This window comes from Rhodococcus quanlei (genome assembly GCF_055231015.1).
On record NZ_JBUYWD010000012.1, the window covers coordinates 203,070 to 220,985 of the forward strand.

At 62.3% G+C, this 17,916-nt stretch carries 17 protein-coding genes; 14 read left to right on the forward strand and 3 right to left on the reverse strand.

Features of this window, described 5'->3' with window-relative positions:
* Nucleotides 1-7 precede the first annotated feature (7 nt).
* Nucleotides 8-1,129 carry an acyl-CoA dehydrogenase family protein gene (locus tag ACZI8Q_RS11715; protein ID WP_463373695.1) on the reverse strand — a complete coding sequence of 374 codons (1,122 nt, stop codon included), beginning with the start codon at nt 1,127-1,129 and terminating at the stop codon, nt 8-10.
* Between the two features lie 19 nt (nt 1,130-1,148).
* Nucleotides 1,149-2,327 (reverse strand): acyl-CoA dehydrogenase family protein, encoded by a 1,179-nt coding sequence (locus ACZI8Q_RS11720; RefSeq protein WP_463373696.1) that lies wholly within the window; start codon nt 2,325-2,327, stop codon nt 1,149-1,151.
* A 144-nt stretch (nt 2,328-2,471) separates the two neighbouring features.
* On the opposite strand from ACZI8Q_RS11720, the gene ACZI8Q_RS11725 reads away from it, so the two are divergent.
* From ACZI8Q_RS11725 to ACZI8Q_RS11790, 14 genes are all read left to right on the forward strand, one after another.
* Entirely contained in the window at nt 2,472-2,663 is a 192-nt protein-coding gene (locus tag ACZI8Q_RS11725; protein WP_463373697.1) for a ferredoxin, read from the forward strand.
* Nucleotides 2,664-2,745: 82 nt separating this feature from the next.
* On the forward strand, nt 2,746-3,681 hold the full coding sequence (locus ACZI8Q_RS11730; RefSeq protein WP_463373698.1) for a 3-oxoacyl-ACP reductase: 936 nt from the start codon (nt 2,746-2,748) through the stop codon (nt 3,679-3,681).
* A 568-nt stretch (nt 3,682-4,249) separates the two neighbouring features.
* Entirely contained in the window at nt 4,250-5,014 is a 765-nt protein-coding gene (locus ACZI8Q_RS11735; RefSeq protein WP_463373699.1) for an MlaE family ABC transporter permease, read from the forward strand.
* Nucleotides 5,015-5,033: 19 nt separating this feature from the next.
* A complete protein-coding gene (locus tag ACZI8Q_RS11740) occupies nt 5,034-5,885 on the forward strand; it encodes an MlaE family ABC transporter permease (protein WP_463373700.1) in 852 nt (283 codons plus the stop codon).
* 10 nt (nt 5,886-5,895) lie between these two features.
* Nucleotides 5,896-7,068 carry an MCE family protein gene (locus tag ACZI8Q_RS11745; protein ID WP_463373701.1) on the forward strand — a complete coding sequence of 391 codons (1,173 nt, stop codon included), beginning with the start codon at nt 5,896-5,898 and terminating at the stop codon, nt 7,066-7,068.
* 3 nt (nt 7,069-7,071) lie between these two features.
* Nucleotides 7,072-8,091, forward strand: a complete 1,020-nt coding sequence (locus ACZI8Q_RS11750) for an MCE family protein (RefSeq protein ID WP_463373702.1) — start codon at nt 7,072-7,074, stop codon at nt 8,089-8,091.
* Nucleotides 8,088-9,143 (forward strand): MCE family protein, encoded by a 1,056-nt coding sequence (locus ACZI8Q_RS11755; protein WP_463373703.1) that lies wholly within the window; start codon nt 8,088-8,090, stop codon nt 9,141-9,143. The genes ACZI8Q_RS11750 and ACZI8Q_RS11755 overlap by 4 nt, the downstream gene beginning before the upstream one ends.
* The gene (locus ACZI8Q_RS11760) at nt 9,140-10,429 is read left to right on the forward strand and encodes an MCE family protein (RefSeq protein ID WP_463373704.1); all 1,290 of its coding nucleotides are present in this window, start codon (nt 9,140-9,142) and stop codon (nt 10,427-10,429) included. Before ACZI8Q_RS11755 ends, ACZI8Q_RS11760 begins: the two co-directional genes overlap by 4 nt.
* The gene (locus ACZI8Q_RS11765; RefSeq protein ID WP_463373705.1) at nt 10,426-11,667 is read left to right on the forward strand and encodes an MCE family protein; all 1,242 of its coding nucleotides are present in this window, start codon (nt 10,426-10,428) and stop codon (nt 11,665-11,667) included. The genes ACZI8Q_RS11760 and ACZI8Q_RS11765 overlap by 4 nt, the downstream gene beginning before the upstream one ends.
* Nucleotides 11,664-13,112 (forward strand): MCE family protein, encoded by a 1,449-nt coding sequence (locus ACZI8Q_RS11770; protein ID WP_463373706.1) that lies wholly within the window; start codon nt 11,664-11,666, stop codon nt 13,110-13,112. Before ACZI8Q_RS11765 ends, ACZI8Q_RS11770 begins: the two co-directional genes overlap by 4 nt.
* Nucleotides 13,079-13,957 (forward strand): hypothetical protein, encoded by an 879-nt coding sequence (locus ACZI8Q_RS11775; protein ID WP_463373707.1) that lies wholly within the window; start codon nt 13,079-13,081, stop codon nt 13,955-13,957. The genes ACZI8Q_RS11770 and ACZI8Q_RS11775 overlap by 34 nt, the downstream gene beginning before the upstream one ends.
* A gap of 47 nt (nt 13,958-14,004) precedes the next feature.
* On the forward strand, nt 14,005-14,490 hold the full coding sequence (locus ACZI8Q_RS11780) for a h domain protein (protein WP_463373708.1): 486 nt from the start codon (nt 14,005-14,007) through the stop codon (nt 14,488-14,490).
* Nucleotides 14,491-14,492: 2 nt separating this feature from the next.
* Entirely contained in the window at nt 14,493-15,287 is a 795-nt protein-coding gene (locus tag ACZI8Q_RS11785; RefSeq protein ID WP_463373709.1) for a nuclear transport factor 2 family protein, read from the forward strand.
* Between the two features lie 105 nt (nt 15,288-15,392).
* Nucleotides 15,393-16,370 (forward strand): NAD-dependent epimerase/dehydratase family protein, encoded by a 978-nt coding sequence (locus ACZI8Q_RS11790; protein WP_463373710.1) that lies wholly within the window; start codon nt 15,393-15,395, stop codon nt 16,368-16,370.
* A 12-nt stretch (nt 16,371-16,382) separates the two neighbouring features.
* Here the strand turns inward: ACZI8Q_RS11790 and ACZI8Q_RS11795 are convergent, their stop codons facing one another.
* Nucleotides 16,383-17,915, reverse strand: a complete 1,533-nt coding sequence (locus ACZI8Q_RS11795) for an alpha,alpha-trehalose-phosphate synthase (UDP-forming) (protein ID WP_463373711.1) — start codon at nt 17,913-17,915, stop codon at nt 16,383-16,385.
* Nucleotide 17,916 lies beyond the last annotated feature (1 nt).

Here is a 17,916-nt window from a genome sequence, read left to right on the forward strand (position 1 = left end):
GATCCGGTCAGGCCGGGACGGATGCGAGTGTCGCGCCGAGACGCCGGAGCTGGTGGGTTGTCGACCCGAAACCGAACTCGTGTGCCTTGGCCGCGAGGAAATAGCGGTGCACCGGGTGGTCCTCGTCCAGCCCGACACCACCGTGCACGTGGACCATGGTGTGCGCCACGCGATGCCCTGCGTCCGACGCCCAGAACTTGGCGGTCTGGATGCTGCCCTCGGACACCCGGTGCTCGCTCAATTGCCAGGCTGCTTGCCACAATGTCAGACGGACACCTTTGACGTCGATGTAGGCGTCCGCCAGCCGTTGTGCGACTGCTTGGAACGAACCGATGGGCCGACCGAACTGCACACGTTCACGGGCGTACTCGGCGGTGAGTTCGAGTGCACGGCTGAGCACTCCGTACTGGAAGGCGCACGAGCCGAGTGTGCCGTGGTCGAGAATCCATTGCACGATATCGGCGCCCTGCTCGGCGCGGCCCAGCATGCGATCGGCACCGAGACGGACTTCGTTCAACCCGACTTCGCCGACACTGGCGAAGTCGACGGTGTGCTGCCGTGTGACGGTGACCCCTTCGTCTTGTGGGCGGACCAGGAAGACTGCGACGCCGCCCGACGTGGCGGCGGGAACGAGAATCAGGTCGGCGGTCGGAGCCGCGTCCACGACGATTTTGGTACCGCTCAGGGTCCAGTCATCACCCACGGTGCGGGCAGTAGTGACCGGAGAAGCCGGGTCTGTGCATGCTTCCTCGTCGAGTGCCACAGTCAGGATCTTCTCGCCGTTCGCCGCTGCCGTCCCCCACTCGGAGATCTGCTGTGCGGTACCGAATTCAGCGAGCGCACCCGCCGCCATGACGACGGAGGAAAGGTAGGGGACGGGCGCAACTGCGCGTCCGAGTTCGACGAGTATCGAGCACTGCTCCAGCACACCGAAACCGTCACCCCCGACAGCTTCCGGAAGGGCAGCGCTCAACACGTCCGACGACGCGAGCGACGTCCACAGTCGGTCGTCGAACCTGTCCTCGGTGGCATCGAGTTCGCGGAGCCGTTCGTTGGTGACGAGGTCGTCGAGGATGGCACGGGTGAGGCCGGCCAGATCTTGTTGGGCTTCGGTGAGTGTGAAATCCATGTCTGTGTCGTCTCCTCGGTCATCTCTTGGCCGGCGGCAGGCCGAGTGCTGTCATGCCGATGATGTCGCGCTGTACCTCGTTGGTGCCGCCGCCGAAGGTCAGAATGAGCGCAGAGCGGTGCATGCGTTCGATGCGCCCACGCAGTAATGCGCCGTGCGATCCCTGACGAAGAGTTGCTGCGGGCCCGAGGGTTTCCATCAGGAGTCGGTACGCCTCGGTCGCGAACTCGGTACCGAACACCTTGTTCGCCGACGCAGCCTCGGGGCCCGGTGTTTCGGTGGAGTTGGCGATCTCCCAGTTCATGAGTTTCAGGTACTCGGCTTTGGCGTGGACTCGCGCCAGGTTGATCTGAACCCATTCCTGGTCGATCACACGCCGTCCGTCGGGCAGTTTGGTGTTCTGCGCCCACTCCCTGACCTCGCGCTGTGCGGTCAGGATCGGACCGGCCGAGGTCAACGCCACTCGCTCGTGATTGAGCTGGTTGGTGATGAGCGCCCAACCCCCGTGTTCCGGCCCGACGAGAGCGGATGTCGGTACCCGGACATCCTGGTAGTAGGTGGCGCTCGTATCCGGGCCGGCCATGGTGTGCACCGGGGTGTACGAGAATCCCTCGGCCGTGGTGGGGACGATCAGCATGCTGATTCCCTTGTGCTTCTTGGCTTCGGGATCGGTCCGGCAGGCGAGCCACACGTAATCCGCGTAGGCGATGAGGCTCGTCCACATCTTCTGCCCGTTGATCACATACTCGTCGCCGTCCTTGACGGCAGTGGTGCGTAGCGACGCCAGGTCGGTGCCCGCCTCGGGTTCGGAGTAGCCGATCGAGAAGTGAAGCTCACCGGCGGAGATCTTCGGAAGGAAGAACGACTTCTGCTCGTCGGTGCCGAAGTGCATGATCGTCGGCGCGACGGAGTTGATGGTCAGGAACGGCACCGGTGCGCCCGCGATGGCGGCCTCGTCGGTGAATATCAGTTGCTCCATGGCGGAGCGTTGTTGCCCGCCGAACTCCGTGGGCCACCCGAGAGTCAACCAGCCGTCCTTGCCCATCTGGGCAACCACGTCCCGGTACACCGTGCCCGAACCGTATTCGCCGGTGGTGGCAGCAAGCGCCTCGCGCCGCTCCGGAGTCAGCAGTTGTTCGAAGTAGGCCTGCAGCTCCTTACGTAGCTCTTGCTGCTCCGGCGTATAGGTGATGTGCACGAAAAAGCACCTCTTCGGTCGGTGGTGCCCGAATCATTGCACAGGACTGGAACAGGTTCTAGTGTTGTGGCAGGAATGGTGTGCATCACAGCCCGATCGCACCCGTCCGCTCCTCTTGAATACAACGCGAAGTGAGGTAAGTCGATGGAGGTCAAGGTTGATCTCGATATGTGCGAGGCGAACGGAGTGTGCGTCGGTATCGCCCCCGATATCTTCGACCTGGATGACGACGAGGTGTTGCACATCGCGACCGGTGTAGTTCCGGCGGATCGTGAAGCCGACGTGCGATCTGCAATCTCGCAGTGCCCGCGCGCGGCGTTGTCCGAGCATCCGTGACGAGTCCACTCACCTCATTGCTCAATTCTGTAACACGTTCTACTGTTGCGGCGTCTGAGGAGAAGGCAGGAGAACGTTATTCATGAATGCAGAGAACAACCGGACTGCGGCGAACACTCGCGACGTCGGACTCGAGGGCAAGGTTGCCGTCGTTACCGGCGCAGGTTCCGGCCTGGGTAAGTACGAGGCGCTCGAACTCGCGCGAGCAGGCGCCTCCGTCGTCGTCAACGATCTTTCGGCGAACGACACCGCGCTGGCAACGCTCGACGAACTGCGTGCTTTGGGTGTCGGTGCGGAGTTCGTCGCCGGAGACATCGGCGAGCGAGCCACTGCGGATGCGCTGCTCGACACTGCCGTGAAGAAGTTCGGCAGCCTCGACATCGTCGTCAACAATGCGGGCATCACCCGCGACCGCATGCTGTTCAACATGTCGGACGACGATTGGGATCTGGTTCTCAAAGTCCACTTGCGTGGGCACTTCCTGCTGTGCCGTAATGCCGCGTCGTACTGGCGCGCGAAGTCGAAGGAAGCCGGCCAGCCGGTGTACGGCAGGCTCGTGAACACCTCGTCCGAAGCCGGTCTCCTGGGGCCTGAAGGGCAGGCCAACTACGGTGCGGCGAAGGCCGGCATCACCTCGTTGACTCTGTCTGCAGCTCGGGGGCTGTCGCGGTACGGCGTACGCGCCAACGCGATCTGCCCGCGTGCGCGCACGTCGATGACCGAGAACGTATTCGGGGAAGCGCCGGCGGAGGGCATCGACCCGCTGTCACCCGACCATGTCGCAGCCCTTGTTTCCTACCTCGCGTCGCCCGCGGCGCAGTCCGTGAACGGTCAGGTGTTCGTGGTCTACGGGCCGATGGTGGCGCTCATGGCGGCCCCGGTCGTGGAGCAGCGCTTCGATTCCACGGAAGGGCAGTGGTCTGCCAAGGCGCTGGCTGCGGAGTTGGGTGACTACTTCGACGATCGCGATCCGGCGCGGATGTTCTCGGCATCTGCAGCGCTCACATCACTGGGCTGAGTTACCTGACTGCTTTCGGTATTCGGGCCACGCGCTAAGATTTCTCGGTCGTTCGATGCGACCCCGTCGTAGTTGCTTGGTACAAATACGGGGGTCTTCGCTGCGGCCGGTTCCCATTTCGGGATCCGGCCGTGCGGCGTAGATGGGGTCCGTGGAAGTAGATCACGTTCTAGTTTCAGCGTGAGCGGGGAGGATGAAGAAGTCGGGGGTGGTGTCGACCCAGATGCTGCCGAGCAGCTCTGGGTCAGTCGTGCCCGGGCCCGTCGGCGGAGGCGTCGGCGGTCACGCTTGCGGAGCTGAAATGCATTCGCAGCCAGTGTGTTTCGTCGTGCCCTGTATGTCCTTTCTGTTGTTGTGATCGCAGCCTCGGTCGGGTGGATTCAAGTGCCCGAAAAGCTGGATTGTGCGAGTCGTTGCGGGTACTGTTTGCCCGGAACTTGCAGTGATGTGGACCACCTTTGACAGGTGAACATGTTCTAATTAATATGACCCGAGTCACAGGCCGTTCTGGGGGACTGGACATGAAATTTCGGACGGCTCTGTGCCTGAGCGTGAATGAGGAGGATGGATGGTAGACCTCCTCGAGGTGCCGTTGCGTGCCGTAGGTGGATTCTTCTCGATGTCGGGAGAGACACTGCGCGCAGTGTTCTCCCGGCCGTTTCAGCGCCGCGAATTCGTAGATCAAGCCTGGTTCGTTGCGCGGGTGTCGATGTTGCCCACCGTGCTGGTGGCGATCCCCTTCACCGTCCTGGTGAGCTTCACGATCAATATTCTTCTTCGCGAGATCGGTGCTGCAGACCTCAGCGGTGCCGGCGCGGCGCTCGGCACCGTCACCCAGGTCGGACCGATCGTCACGGTGCTCATCGTTGCCGGTGCCGGTGCGACCGCGATCTGCGCAGACCTCTCCGCGCGAACCATTCGCGAGGAGATCGACGCAATGCGAGTGCTGGGTATCGACCCCATCCATCGGCTCGTCGTTCCTCGCGTCCTCGCGTCGACTTTCGTCGCTCTGCTGCTCAACGGTCTGGTCTGCACGATCGGCATCTTCGGCGGCTTCATGTTCTCCGTGTTCGTTCAGGATGTGAATCCCGGCGCCTTCGTCAACGGAATCACTCTCCTCACCGGATTCGGCGAGCTGATGCTCTCGGAGATCAAAGCCGGCCTGTTCGGAATGATCGCGGGCCTCGTCGCTGCGTATCTGGGATTGAATGTTCGTGGCGGAGCGAAGAGCGTCGGCGACGCCGTCAACCAGACCGTGGTTTTTGCATTCATGGCCCTCTTCGTGGTCAACGTTCTCGTCACAGCTGTCGGCATCAAGCTGACCGGAGGGTGATCGACATGGTGGTGAACACGTGGCACTAGCAGCTGCCGGACGCTTTCCGCGCACGCGACGACGCTTCAACAACGCGTCACGGTCGGTCGACCGTGTCGGCGAACAGGCATTGTTCTTCGCACGGGCAATCGGGCATGCGCCACGCGCGTTGATGCACTACCCGCGCGAGACCCTGCGTCTGATCGCGGAGATCAGCATGGGTACCGGTGCGCTCGCCGTCATCGGCGGCACCGTCGTCATCGTCGGATTCCTGACGCTGTTCACCGGCGGCACCATCGCCGTTCAGGGATACAGCTCGTTGGGAAACATCGGTGTCGAGGCCCTCACCGGATTCTTCGCAGCCTTCATCAACGTGCGCATCGCGGCACCCGTCATCGCGGGTATCGGGCTGGCCGCCACCATCGGCGCAGGCTCCACCGCCCAGCTGGGCGCGATGCGAGTGTCGGAGGAGATCGACGCACTCGAGGTGATGGCTGTTCCGTCTGTTCCGTACCTCGTGAGCACCCGCGTCATGGCCGGGATGATTGCCATCATTCCGCTGTACTCGCTGGCCGTGATCGCTTCGTTCATTGCGAGTCGGTTCGCCACTGTCGTCCTCTACAACCAGTCGGGTGGTGTGTACGACCACTATTTCTCGACGTTCTTGATACCCACGGACATATTGTGGTCGTTTGCGCAGGCCATAGTCATGGCGATAGCGATCATGCTGATCCACACCTACTACGGCTTCACCGCTTCCGGCGGTCCGGTCGGCGTCGGTGTCGCGGTCGGCAACGCGGTGCGCTCTTCCCTGATCGCTGTCGTCACCGTCACCCTGCTCATTTCCCTCGCCGTGTACGGCGGGGCCGGCAGCTTCAACCTTTCGGGATAGGGGCGCGGAGATGACCGATTCGAGTTGGAAGAAAAAGCTGGCCGCACTCGTCCTCGTGGGCAGTCTCGTTGCGCTGGTCGCGGTATCACTGATCATGTTCTCGGGCGGATTCACCAAGTCCGTCCCCGTCACCGTGACGGCTGATCGGGCCGGACTCGTGATGGAACCCGACGCCGACGTGAAACTTCTCGGCGTCGACGTGGGCAAAGTCGGCTCCATCGAACACAGCGAGTCGGGTGCGGTGCTGAATCTCGAGATGAAGCCCGACATGATGTCGTTGATTCCCGCGAACTCACCCGTCGAGATCAAGTCGAAGACGGTGTTCGGTGCAAAGTACGTCAGCTTTCTGATGCCGGAGAATCCGTCGGCCCAGCACCTCACGGCCGGCGCAACCATCGGGTCGAACAGTGTCACGGTGGAGTTCAATACGCTGTTCGAGCACCTGTCCAATGTCCTCGCGCAGATTCAGCCAGAGAAGCTCAACGCCACTCTCGGTGCCGTTTCTTCAGCATTGCGTGGCCGTGGCGAGGAACTGGGCCAGCTTCTCGAACAGGGCGAGCAGTACCTGGGCAAGATGAATCCCAGCCTCGAACAGTTGCAAACCGATCTCGCCAAGGCGGCACAGGTCACCAACCTGTACGCGGACACAGCTCCGGACCTGTTGCGGACCGTCGACAATGCCACTGCGATCGGTGGAACCGTCGTCGACGAGCAGGAGAACCTGAACAATGTGCTGCTCAACGTGATCGGCCTCGCGAACAACGCCAACAGCGTGGTGACCGAGAACGAGGCGAACCTGGTAACCGCGCTCGATCTGCTCGAACCCACGACGGGCCTGCTCGCCGAATACTCGCCGATGTTCACCTGCTTCATCCAGGGGTTGAACAAGGTTCGCCCCATTGGTGAGGCGATCTTCGGTGGTATGCAAGAAGGCATCGCGTTGAACGCCAGCTTCATGTACGGCATGGAGCCGTACACGTATCCGGAGGATCTGCCGAAGGTGAATGCTACTGGTGGTCCAGGTTGCCATGGCCTACCGAATCCAGACCCCAACGTGCACGCCGACTTCGTTGTCACCGATCAGGCCAACGTGCCGTTCGTGCCATCGACCAAGACGGAACTGCAAGTGCCCAAGATCTTCCAGCTCCTCTTTGCCGGCGTCTACCCGGAGCAGGGGGAATAGCCGATGAGAAGTGTGTCGATCAAACTTCTGATCTTCGCCACGGTGATGGCAATGATCTTCGCTGGGCTCGCATTGGTCTTCAGTCAGTACCGGTTTGCGTCGTCCAACGACTATCACGCAACGTTCACCAGCGTGTCCGGTCTGGCACCCGGCGACAAGGTGCGGATTGCGGGCGTCCCGGTCGGTGCGGTCGAGAGCGTGGAGATCAACGACGACAACCTTGCTGCCGTCGATTTCACCGTCGATACCAAACACACCCTTTACGAGGGAACGAAGGCCACGGTCCGCTACCAGAATCTCGTCGGCGACCGATATCTGGAGCTGTTCGACGGAGCCGGTTCCATCACGCCGTTGCAGGATGGAGGTTCGCTTCCGGTCGAGAACACCTCGCCTGCACTCGATCTTGACCTGCTGCTCGGCTCGTTCAAACCGTTGCTCAAGTCGCTGAACCCGGCGCAGGTGAACAAGCTGTCCGAGGCGCTAGTTCAGGTCTTCCAAGGACAGGGAGGCACTCTGGTCTCGTTGCTCGGCAGCACAAGCTCTTTCACGAACACTCTGGCGGACCGGGACCAGTTGATCGGCGACGTGATCAACAACCTCAACGATGTGCTCGGCACGATCAACGACCGAGGTGATCAGTTCCGATCGACCCTGGATCAGCTGCAGCAGTTGATCAGTGGGCTCGCGCAGGACAGTGGTCCCATCGGCGCGGCGATTCCCAAGATGGCCACCGCCACCGGTGATCTCGCACAGCTGTTGCAGGGAGCTCGGCCACCGCTGCAGAGCACCATCGCGGAGGCCAACCGTGTCGCGACACAGCTCAACATGGGTGAGGACGACATCAACGCGGTCTTGGAGCGGTTGCCGGAGGCGTACCGGAAGCTGATTCGCGTCGGATCCTACGGAAGCTTCTTCCAGATGTACGTCTGCAGCACCTCCTTCAAGTTCGCAGCGCCCGACGGGCAGGAAATGGTGATCAACCTGCCAGGTAACCAGGAAACGGGAAGGTGTGCGCCAGAATGAAAGCAGAACGCAATCCCGTACAGATCGGCATCATCGGAGTCGCGATTTCGGCCATGATCGTCATCGCGACCCTGCAATACGACCAGCTTCAGTTCATTTCCGGCGGGACCACCTACCACGCAGAGTTCGCCGATGCCGGCGGGCTGGCCGTGGGTGACAACGTCATGATGGCTGGTGTCGAGGTCGGCACGGTGTCCGAGATCGAACTCGAGGGAAACCATGTTCTCGTCACGTTCTCGATCGAGGACGGAATCGTGGTCGGCGACGCAACCGAGGCGAACATCAAGACCGAGACGGTGCTGGGCAAGAAGGCCTTGCAGGTCGATCCGCTGGGGTACGAGACCATGGATGTCGGCAGCACCATTCCGTTGGAGCGCACCAATTCTCCGTACTCGCTCAACGAGGCGTTGGGTGATCTGACCACCACCGTGTCCGAGCTGGATACGGATCAGTTGAACGAGGCGTTCAATGCGATGGCCGGCGCGTTGGAAAACACGCCCCCGGAACTGCGGACCGCGCTCGAGGGGATGACCCGCTTGTCGCAGAGCATCAACTCGCGGGACGAGAGCCTGCGGGAACTGTTGGAGCGCGCCGAAAGCGTGACCGGGATTCTGGCGGAGCGCAGCGGGCAGATCAATTCGTTGATAGTGGACGGCAACAAGCTGTTCGGTGAGCTCGAGCGGCGCAGCCGAGCCATCAGCCAGTTGATCGTGAACGTGTCCGCGGTGTCACGCGAGTTGACTGGGTTGGTTCAGGACAACCAGGAGCAGATGAAGCCGACGCTCGACCAGTTGAACCATGTGGTGGGCATACTTCAGAAGAACAAGGACAACCTAGCCGAGGCGTTGGACGGGCTGGCTCCCTACGCGACGTCGTTGGGCGAGGCGGTCGGCAGTGGGCCCTTCTTCATGGCGTATCTGCCGAACATCGGTGTCAGCAAGTACCTCCAAACTCTTTCCGACGCGGTGACGTGGCCGGAACATGTGCCCGAGGACTTGCAGGAGTTTCTCAACCCACCACCGTCCGTGGAGTTTAAGGATCCGAACCGATGACAGGGACCAGCGTGATAACGCGTAAGAAGTGGCTCGTCCCGCTCGGGATCGCCGTGTTGATCGTCGTGATCGTGGGTGCGGCAGCGGTGTATTTTCTGCCAGGGCTGGGCAAGAACAAGATCGTCGCGTACTTTCCGGCCACCACCGGTTTGTACGAGGGTGACGACGTGCGGGTGCTCGGAGTGCCGGTCGGAGAGATCTCCACGATCGATCCCGGCGACGAATTCACGAAGGTCACCATGTACGTGGACTCGTCGATGGCGATTCCCGCCGACGCGAAGGCTGTGATCGTCGCGCCGAGTCTGGTATCCGGCCGGTTCATTCAGCTCACGCCCGTGTACGAGGGCGGCGACAAGCTGGGAGATGGTGGACAGATCCCCATCGAACGAACGGCAATCCCCGTCGAATGGGACGAGATCAAGAGCGAGCTGAACAAGCTGTCCGAGGCATTGGGCCCCAAGGGTGCCGACCCGCAGGGCTCACTGGGCAACTTTATCGACGTGGCTGCGGACAACCTCGATGGCAACGGCCAGAGTATCCGCGATACGTTGCGGGAGCTCTCGGACACCATGCGCACTCTGTCGGACGGACGCACGGACCTGTTCGGAACAATCCGTAACCTGCAGACGTTCGTGTCGGCGCTGTCGTCGAGCAATCAGCAGATCGTCCAATTCGAGGGTCGTCTCGCCTCGGTGTCGTCGGTGTTGGCCGACAGCTCCGACGAATTGGGACGGGCGTTGTCGGACTTGGATGTCGCACTCGGAGACGTTCATCGGTTCGTGACCGAAAACCGGGCCGCGCTCACGGAGCAGGTCGGTCGGCTCGCGGACGCCACCCAGGTTCTGGTCGAGAAGCGCCCCGAAATCGAAAGGGTTATGCACGTAGCGCCCACGGCATTGTCGAACTTCAACAACATCTACAAGCCCGCGCAAGGATCCTTGGTCGGGTCCGTGGCATTCCCCAACTTCGGAAACCCGGTGCAATTCATGTGCGGTGCTATCGAGAGTCTCGAAGCCAACGAATCCCAGCGCAGCGCGGACCTGTGCGCTCAGTACCTGGGTCCGGTCCTCAATTCATTGACCAACAACTATCTTCCGATCCTGACGAATCCTGCTACGGGGCTCAACGCGTTCCCCGATCAGATCCAGTACAGCCCACCGAGCTTGGAGGGACAGGTGCCCGAGCGCACCTCCAACATGCCTGAGGTGGCTCCGCTCGAGCTGGCTCCGATCGTCGGTATACCCGATGGGTTGGCCGGATTGCTGCAGCCCGGAGGTGGACGATGACGACACGGCATGATCGCGTTCGTAGGGGCGCAGCCGCAGTCGCGGTGGCGACCGCGTTGACCATGACACTGAGCGGATGCGAGTGGGAGGGCCTCAACTCTCTGCCGTTGCCCGGTACTCAGGGCCAGGGCGAAGATGCCTACACCGTGAAAATCGAGATGCCCAATGTGACGACGCTGTCGGAGAATTCACCGGTGCGTGTCAACGACGTCACCGTGGGCACGGTCACCGATATCGACGTCGAGAACTGGCATGCGCTGGTCACGGTGTCGATCAACCCCGACGTGGAGCTGCCCGCCAATGCCACAGCCAAGATCGGGCAAACCAGCCTCCTCGGCTCTCAACACCTCGAGCTTGCACCGCCCGCGGACACCAGTCCTGAAGGTGTGCTTGCGGACGGAGACACGATTCCGCTCGAGCGCGCCGGTGCATACCCGACGACCGAGCAGACCCTGTCATCTTTGTCGGTGGTGTTGAACGGCGGCGGCATCGCGCAGATTCAGGACATCACGCGCGAACTCAACGACGCTCTCGAAGGAAGGGAGGGGTCGATTCGGAATCTGCTGCCCAGGCTCGACGAGTTGGTGACGAGTCTCGACGAGCAGCGCCACGACATCGTGAATGCGATGGAAGGAATCGACCGGCTTGCCGTCACGGTGAATGCTCAACGGGATGTCCTCACCGAGGCGCTCGACAGCATTCCGCCGGCCTTGGAGGTGTTGGTGGGGCAACGCCAGAACCTGACGAATGCCCTCGTCTCGCTGGGAAATCTCAGTGATACCGCAACCCGGGTGATCGATCAGAGCGGTGAAGATCTGAAGGCGAACCTTCGGAATCTGGCGCCTGTGCTCCGTGAGCTCGCCGATTCGGGGAACGCGCTGACCGAGGTGTTGTGGATCGCCCTCACCTACCCCTTCCCGATGAAGACGATGGACAACGCCATCAAGGGCGACTACGCCAATTTGATGATGAATATCGACATGACTCCAGATCGTATCGACAACAACTTCCTCATCGGCACGGCACTGGGTGGCACTCTGGGCGGTGTTCAGGGTGCGGTCGGATCGTTTGCGGGAACGGCCGGCGATACCGGGAACCCGCTGCAGAGTCCGCCGGCACCCACGCCGCCGGCACCCACGCCGCCGGCTCCGGCGCCACTGCTTCCGGGTCTGCCGCCGCTTCCGGATCTGCCGTCGATTCCCGGTATTCCGGGACTGGGAGGGGCACCGACACCATGAGACTCACGAAATTCGTTCGCGCCCAACTGATCATCTTCTCGATACTGACGGTCATCGGGCTCGTGGTGATGTCATTGCAGTACATCAAGGTTCCGGCGATGCTCGGAGTCGGACGGTACGAGGTCACGGCGCAACTATCGTCCACCGGCGGTCTCTACGAGAACGCGAACGTCGCCTACCGGGGTACCAATATCGGCAAGGTCAAGGCCGTCACGCTTACTCCCAGTGGGGTCGAAGCGAAAATGTCCATCGACAGTGATTACTCGATCTCGTCCGATCTCGATGCGGTCGTCAAGAGTGTTTCGGCGGTGGGCGAGCAATACGTCGATCTCATTCCGCGCTCGTCCGGTGGCGAGGTCCTCGCGGACGGTGACGTGATACCCGAGGACCGGACGGCCATTCCGCAGGACGTCGGTGAGATGCTCGACCAAGCCGACGAACTGCTGGCGAGTATCGAGGACACCAGGCTGCGAACGGTGATCGACGAGGCGTTCCTCGCGTTCAACGGCGCAGGACCGGATCTGCAGAGACTGATCGATTCTGCCCGCCTGTTCGTTCAGGAGGCCGACAAGAATGTCGATGCCACCAAGACTCTGATCGACCAGGTCGGGCCCCTGCTCGACACACAGACCGTCAGCAGTGATGCGATTCGTTCATGGACGAAGGATCTGGTGACGTTCACCGATCAGCTCAGGGAAAGCGATCCTCAGCTCCGGTCCATCCTGCAGAAGGGGCCGGGTGCGGCACAGGAGGCGAATGCACTCTTCCAGGATCTTCGCCCCACACTGCCGCTCCTGCTGGCCAATCTCGTGAGTACCGGTCAGGTCACCTCCATCTACCATGCCGGGATCGAACAGATCCTGGTTCTGTATCCGCCGCTGACGGCAGCGCTCACCACGGCGGCGACGGGCGGTCCGCTGGACGAGGGTGCCATCGTGGACTTCGCGTTGGCGCTGCACGATCCACCGCCGTGCCTGACCGGATTCCTCCCACCGGAGGAGCGCCGTTCGGGGGCCGAGGTCGCGCCGATCGCCACGCCCAGCGATCTGTTCTGCAAGACCGCGCACGACGATCCGAGCGTTGTCCGTGGTGCACGTAACCTGCCGTGCATGGAGTTCCCCGGCCGACGGGCGCCGACTCCGCAAGCGTGCCGTGAAGGTTATGCGCCCGAGGGGAACAATCCACCCTACGGTCCGATCAATCCGCCCGACGTCCCTTCGTACACGCCGGTCCCACTCGCCCCGGCGTCTGTACCCTCGGACACGACAGTTCCCAGTTCCTACGAAGGCTCCTCAGACGTGCCGGCGACGGCGGTGCCGTACGACCCGAGCACAGGTAGCTTCATAGCGCCGGACGGGAAGGCCTACGACCAAGCCGACCTGAAGTCCGGTGTGCCCAGAAAGGACCCGACGTGGCAGACGATGATGACAGCTCAGCAGGGCTGACTCCCACATCTACCGATGCGCAGAACTCGGCCGACGCACAGAAAGACGGTGTCGATAAGGAATCGACGTCACCTGCTGCGTCGGCACCGCGGCAGCGCAGAAGGGCGGTCCGTCGGGCCGGTTCACCCGCAGGGGCTTCTTCGGAGCGTCCATCGGATCTGACTGTGCCGACGCCGGCGAGCCCTGCGGCAATAGCAACTACGCCGGAGTCCACTTCCGACAAGCCGAGTGGCGCCGCTGCGTCAGACAAGCCTGACAAGGCCGGACAGCCGGGCAAGACCGAAAAAGGCAAGAAGGCCGGCAAAGGTCAGCGCGCCGACAAAACGGCGAAGGCGCGTAAACGCTCGTTTCTGCGCGGCCGCTCCAAGAAGTCGGTCGCGGCGGTGGTTGTCGCGGGACTGCTCGTTGCCGGTTTGATTGCCGCGGCGGTGTTCTTGGCCGTCATGCGGTATCAGGCCGAGGCATACAACGACGAACGGCAGGCGTACGTCGATGCCGCGAAACAGTCCGTATTGAACCTGACCACGATTCACCCGGAGTCGGCGCAGAACGACGTCGACCGGATCATCGAGGGATCGACGGGTCCGTTCCGTGCGGACTTCGAGGCTCGTAGGGACCCGTTCATCAGTGTCATTCAGGAAGGCCAGGTGCGCACCGACGGCGAGATCGTTTCCGCCGCCGTCGAGAAGCAATCCGACGAGCTGGCACAGATTCTCGTAGCGGCGAAGACCACCGTGAGCAGTTCCGCGCAGCCCGAACCCTCGGATCGTGCTTTCCGCATGCGGGTGACGATCGTGGACCAGGACGGAAGCTTGAAGGCATCGAATGTGGAGTTCGTCCCGTGACCGAAGAGAATAAGCAAAACCAGGAGTCGAACCCTTCGACTGGGGGCATGAGCCGCGGGCGGAAGATTCTGGCTTCGATTGCCGGTGTCCTGGTGCTCGTGCTGGTGGGGCTGGTCGTGTGGCAGGGCCTCGAATACCGCGAAGATCGGCAGATCGAGCAGGCGCGGGAAGAGGTGGTCGGCGCCGCGAGCGAGCAGGCTATCGAGATGCTGGCCTACAAGTTCGATACTGCCGGCGACAAGTTGTCCAAGGCCGCTGACGGGCTGACCGGATCCTTCCGTGACGATTACAAGAAGTTGATCCAGGACGTGATCGTGCCAGGAGCGGAGGAAAAGCAGCTCACTGTTCAGGTGACGGTGCAGGCCGGCGGGGTGATCTCGGCGCAGCCCGACAGCGCGTCCGTGCTCCTGTATCTGAACCAGGTCACCACCAGTGCGGAGGTGCCCGAGGCGCAGACTGCGGGTAGTCGGGTCATTGTCGACCTGAAGAAGGTCGACGGCAATTGGTTGGTCAGCAGTCTGAAACCGGTGTAGACGTGGTTGCCGAATCTGCTCTGATCGACCTCGTGGAGGGATCGCCCAAGGCGGTCGCCGTGCACGACCGTGCTGCCTGGCTGAATCTTTTCGCACATGATGCGGAAGTGAACGACCCCGTGGGATCTGCTCCGCACGTGGGCATCCCCGCAATAGGACGTTTCTACGACACGTTCATCGGCCCCAACACCATCACCTTCGCGGTGGACCGCGATGTCGTGAGTGGCATGACGGTGGTGCGGGATCTGCACGTGACCACAGTGATGTCCACCGGCGCGACCCTCCGCATTCCGATGCATCTGCGGTACGTCGCAAGCGACGCGGACGGAACATTGAAGATCGCCCGCTTGTACGCGCATTGGGAACTGCCGTCGATGGTCGTCCAGTTGATGCTTGCCGGCGGCAAGGGCCTTCTCGCCTCCGCGAAACTGACTCCTCAACTCGTGTCGAATCTGGGGGTGCGTGGTGTGCTGGGGTTCTGCCGCGGGTTCGTGCGGACCCCCCGCCGCGGCAAGAAATCTGCAACACGTTTTCTTTCTTCTGTGGCTGGTGGGGAAACTGCGAATCTCGAGGCGGTGCTTGCAGACGGGACTGTTCTGGAGTGGAACGGCACCGCGATAGGCGCAGCTGAGTTCGTGGCGCGTGCCGAAGGAATTCGCTGGGAAAAGCTGATCTGTGCTGGTAGGACGATTACAGTGTCCGTCGGGACCGGCAAGGAATCCGGTGTGGCCGTGTTCGATCTCGGCTCCCGGGGGCGTGAGATTCGGGGTGTACAGATGTTGGTGAATTGTAACTAAAGCCTTCCTAGTTGAAACATGTTCTAGTACTCTCGAAGGTGTCAGGCCGGCGTGAGGTGCACAGTGCGGACCGTCCAGGCCAATACCTAGTGCAGGGAGTCGTCAATGAAGGTTGCAGTCACCGGTGCCGCCGGCTTCGTCGGAACCAATCTCGTGAACCGTTTGGTCGATCAGGGCAACGAAGTGATTGCGATCGACCGCACACGCTCGGTCCACGCTCGACAGGACGGTGTCACGTGGGTCGACGGAGACGTTCTCGATCGTGCGTCCATGGAGAAGGCTCTTTCCGGTGCCGAGGTCGTCTACCACCTCGTTGCGATGATCACTCTCGCTCAAAAGGACGAGTTGGCGTGGAATGTCAACACCAAGGGCGTCCGCACGGTCGCCGAAGCGGCACTCGCCGTGGGCGTCCGGAAGATGGTGCACTGCAGTTCCATCCACTCGTTCGATCAGGAGAACTGCAACGGAATCCTGTCCGAGACGTCAGCGCGCTCCCTCGATCCCGGACTGCCGGTGTACGACCGCTCGAAGTGGCAGGGCGAAATCGAACTCCGCGAGGTGATCGACGCCGGCCTCGATGCCGTGATCTGTAACCCCACAGGTGTTTACGGTCCCGCCGACTACGGTCTGTCCCGGGTGAACGGTCTGCTGCGCACTGCAGCACGCGGCCGGATGCCGGTGTTCGTGGGCGGCGGATTCGATTTCGTCGATGTACGTGACGTCGCAGCGGGTCTGATGGCCGCGGCGGAAAAGGGCCGCACGGGCGAGAACTATCTCCTGTCCGGGCACATGCTCGAGCTCACGAAGGCCATGCGGCTGGCCGCCGGTGCGGCGGGTCGTCAAGGACCACTGTTCAGCATTCCGTTGGGGCTCCTGCAGACAATCATTCCGATCCTGGAGCCGATCGGTGCAAAACTCGGCTCCGACGTCTTGTCGAAATCCGCGATGTCGGCGATTCTGGCGGCACCGGCAGTCGACGGCTCGAAGGCGCGTAGCGAACTGGGCTACGCCCCGCGCCCTGCCGAGGAGACGATTCGTGATCTGATCGCCTTCCTGGTGTCGTCCGGTCAGCTCGGTAGCTGACCGGAACCCCGGTCAGCTCCTCTCGTTCGCCTCGCCGGGCGTGACCAGGGCACGCCCGGCGGCGCCGTCCTGAGCGAGGGAATCGAGGAACGAGCGGGCCCATCGGTCGACGTCGTGCGCGAGTACCTGTCTGCGTAGGGCACGCATGCGGCGGCGACCGTCCTCGCGCGGCTGTTCCAGGGCCATCTCCATCGCGTCCTTGACGCCGTCGAGGTCGTGTGGGTTGCACAGATAGGCTTGCCGTAGCTCGGACGCAGCGCCGGTGAACTCGCTCAGCAGCAGTGCTCCTCCGAGGTCACTGCGGCAAGCCACGTACTCCTTGGCCACCAGATTCATGCCATCGCGAAACGGCGTGACCAGCATGAGGTCGGCGGCGACGAAGAACGCGATCAGTTCGTCCCGGGGGATGGGGCGGTGAATGTAGTGAACGACGGGGCGGCCGACTTCGCCGTACTCACCGTTGATGCGTGAGACCTTGCGCTCGATGTCACCGCGCATCTGAACATAGCTCTCGACCCGTTCACGGCTCGGTGTCGCCAACTGCACCATCACCGTGGTCTTCGGATCGACTCTGCCCTCGTCGAGCAACTCGTGAAGGGCCTCGAGGCGGACATCGATGCCTTTGGTGTAGTCGAGGCGGTCGACCCCCAGAATGATGCGTTCGGGGTTCCCGAGTTCCTTCCGGATCTGTTTCGCCCGGTCCCGGATCACTCGGGTCCTGGCCTGCTCGTCCAGCTTTCCGGAGTCGATCGAGATCGGGAACGCGCCCACGCGGACATTCCGGAAGCCCACCTGGACGACGCCGAGCTTCGAGCGAACTCCCACGGTGGCGCGGGAGGTCGGCTGACCGGCCAGTCGTCGTGACAGGTACAGGAAGTTCTGCGCGCCGCCTTGGAGGTGGAAACCGATGAGGTCGGCACCGAGGAGGCCTTCCACGATTTCGGTACGCCAGGGCAACTGCATGAACAGTTCGACCGGCGGGAACGGAATGTGGAGGAAGAAGCCGATCGTCAGGTCCGGCCGCAGCATCCGCAGCATCTTCGGGACCAACTGCAACTGGTAGTCCTGGATCCACACGGTGGCGCCCTGTGCGGCAGCCTTCGACGTCGCCTCGGCGAAACGTCTGTTGACGTCGACGTAGGAGTTCCACCACTCGCGGTGGTACTCGGGTTTGACGATGACATCGTGATAGAGCGGCCACAGCGTGGCGTTGGAGAAACCCTCGTAGTACTGGGCGATGTCGTCGGCGCTGAGGGTTACCGGGTAGAGCTCGAGGCCGTCCTCGACGATCGGGTCGAGTTCTGCGTCCGCGACGCCGGCCCAGCCGACCCACGCGCCGCCCTGGTTACTGCGCAGGATCGGCTCGAGGGCAGTGACCAGGCCGCCGGGGCTGCGCTTCCAGCGCGTGGTTCCGTCGGGGAGTCGTTCGAGGTCGACGGGAAGCCGGTTGGCGACGACAACGAATGTCGCCTGTCCGGATACTGCATCTTGCGACGCTGATGGCGCCGGCTCGGAGCCAGCTGACGTTTCCGGACTGACGGCCACA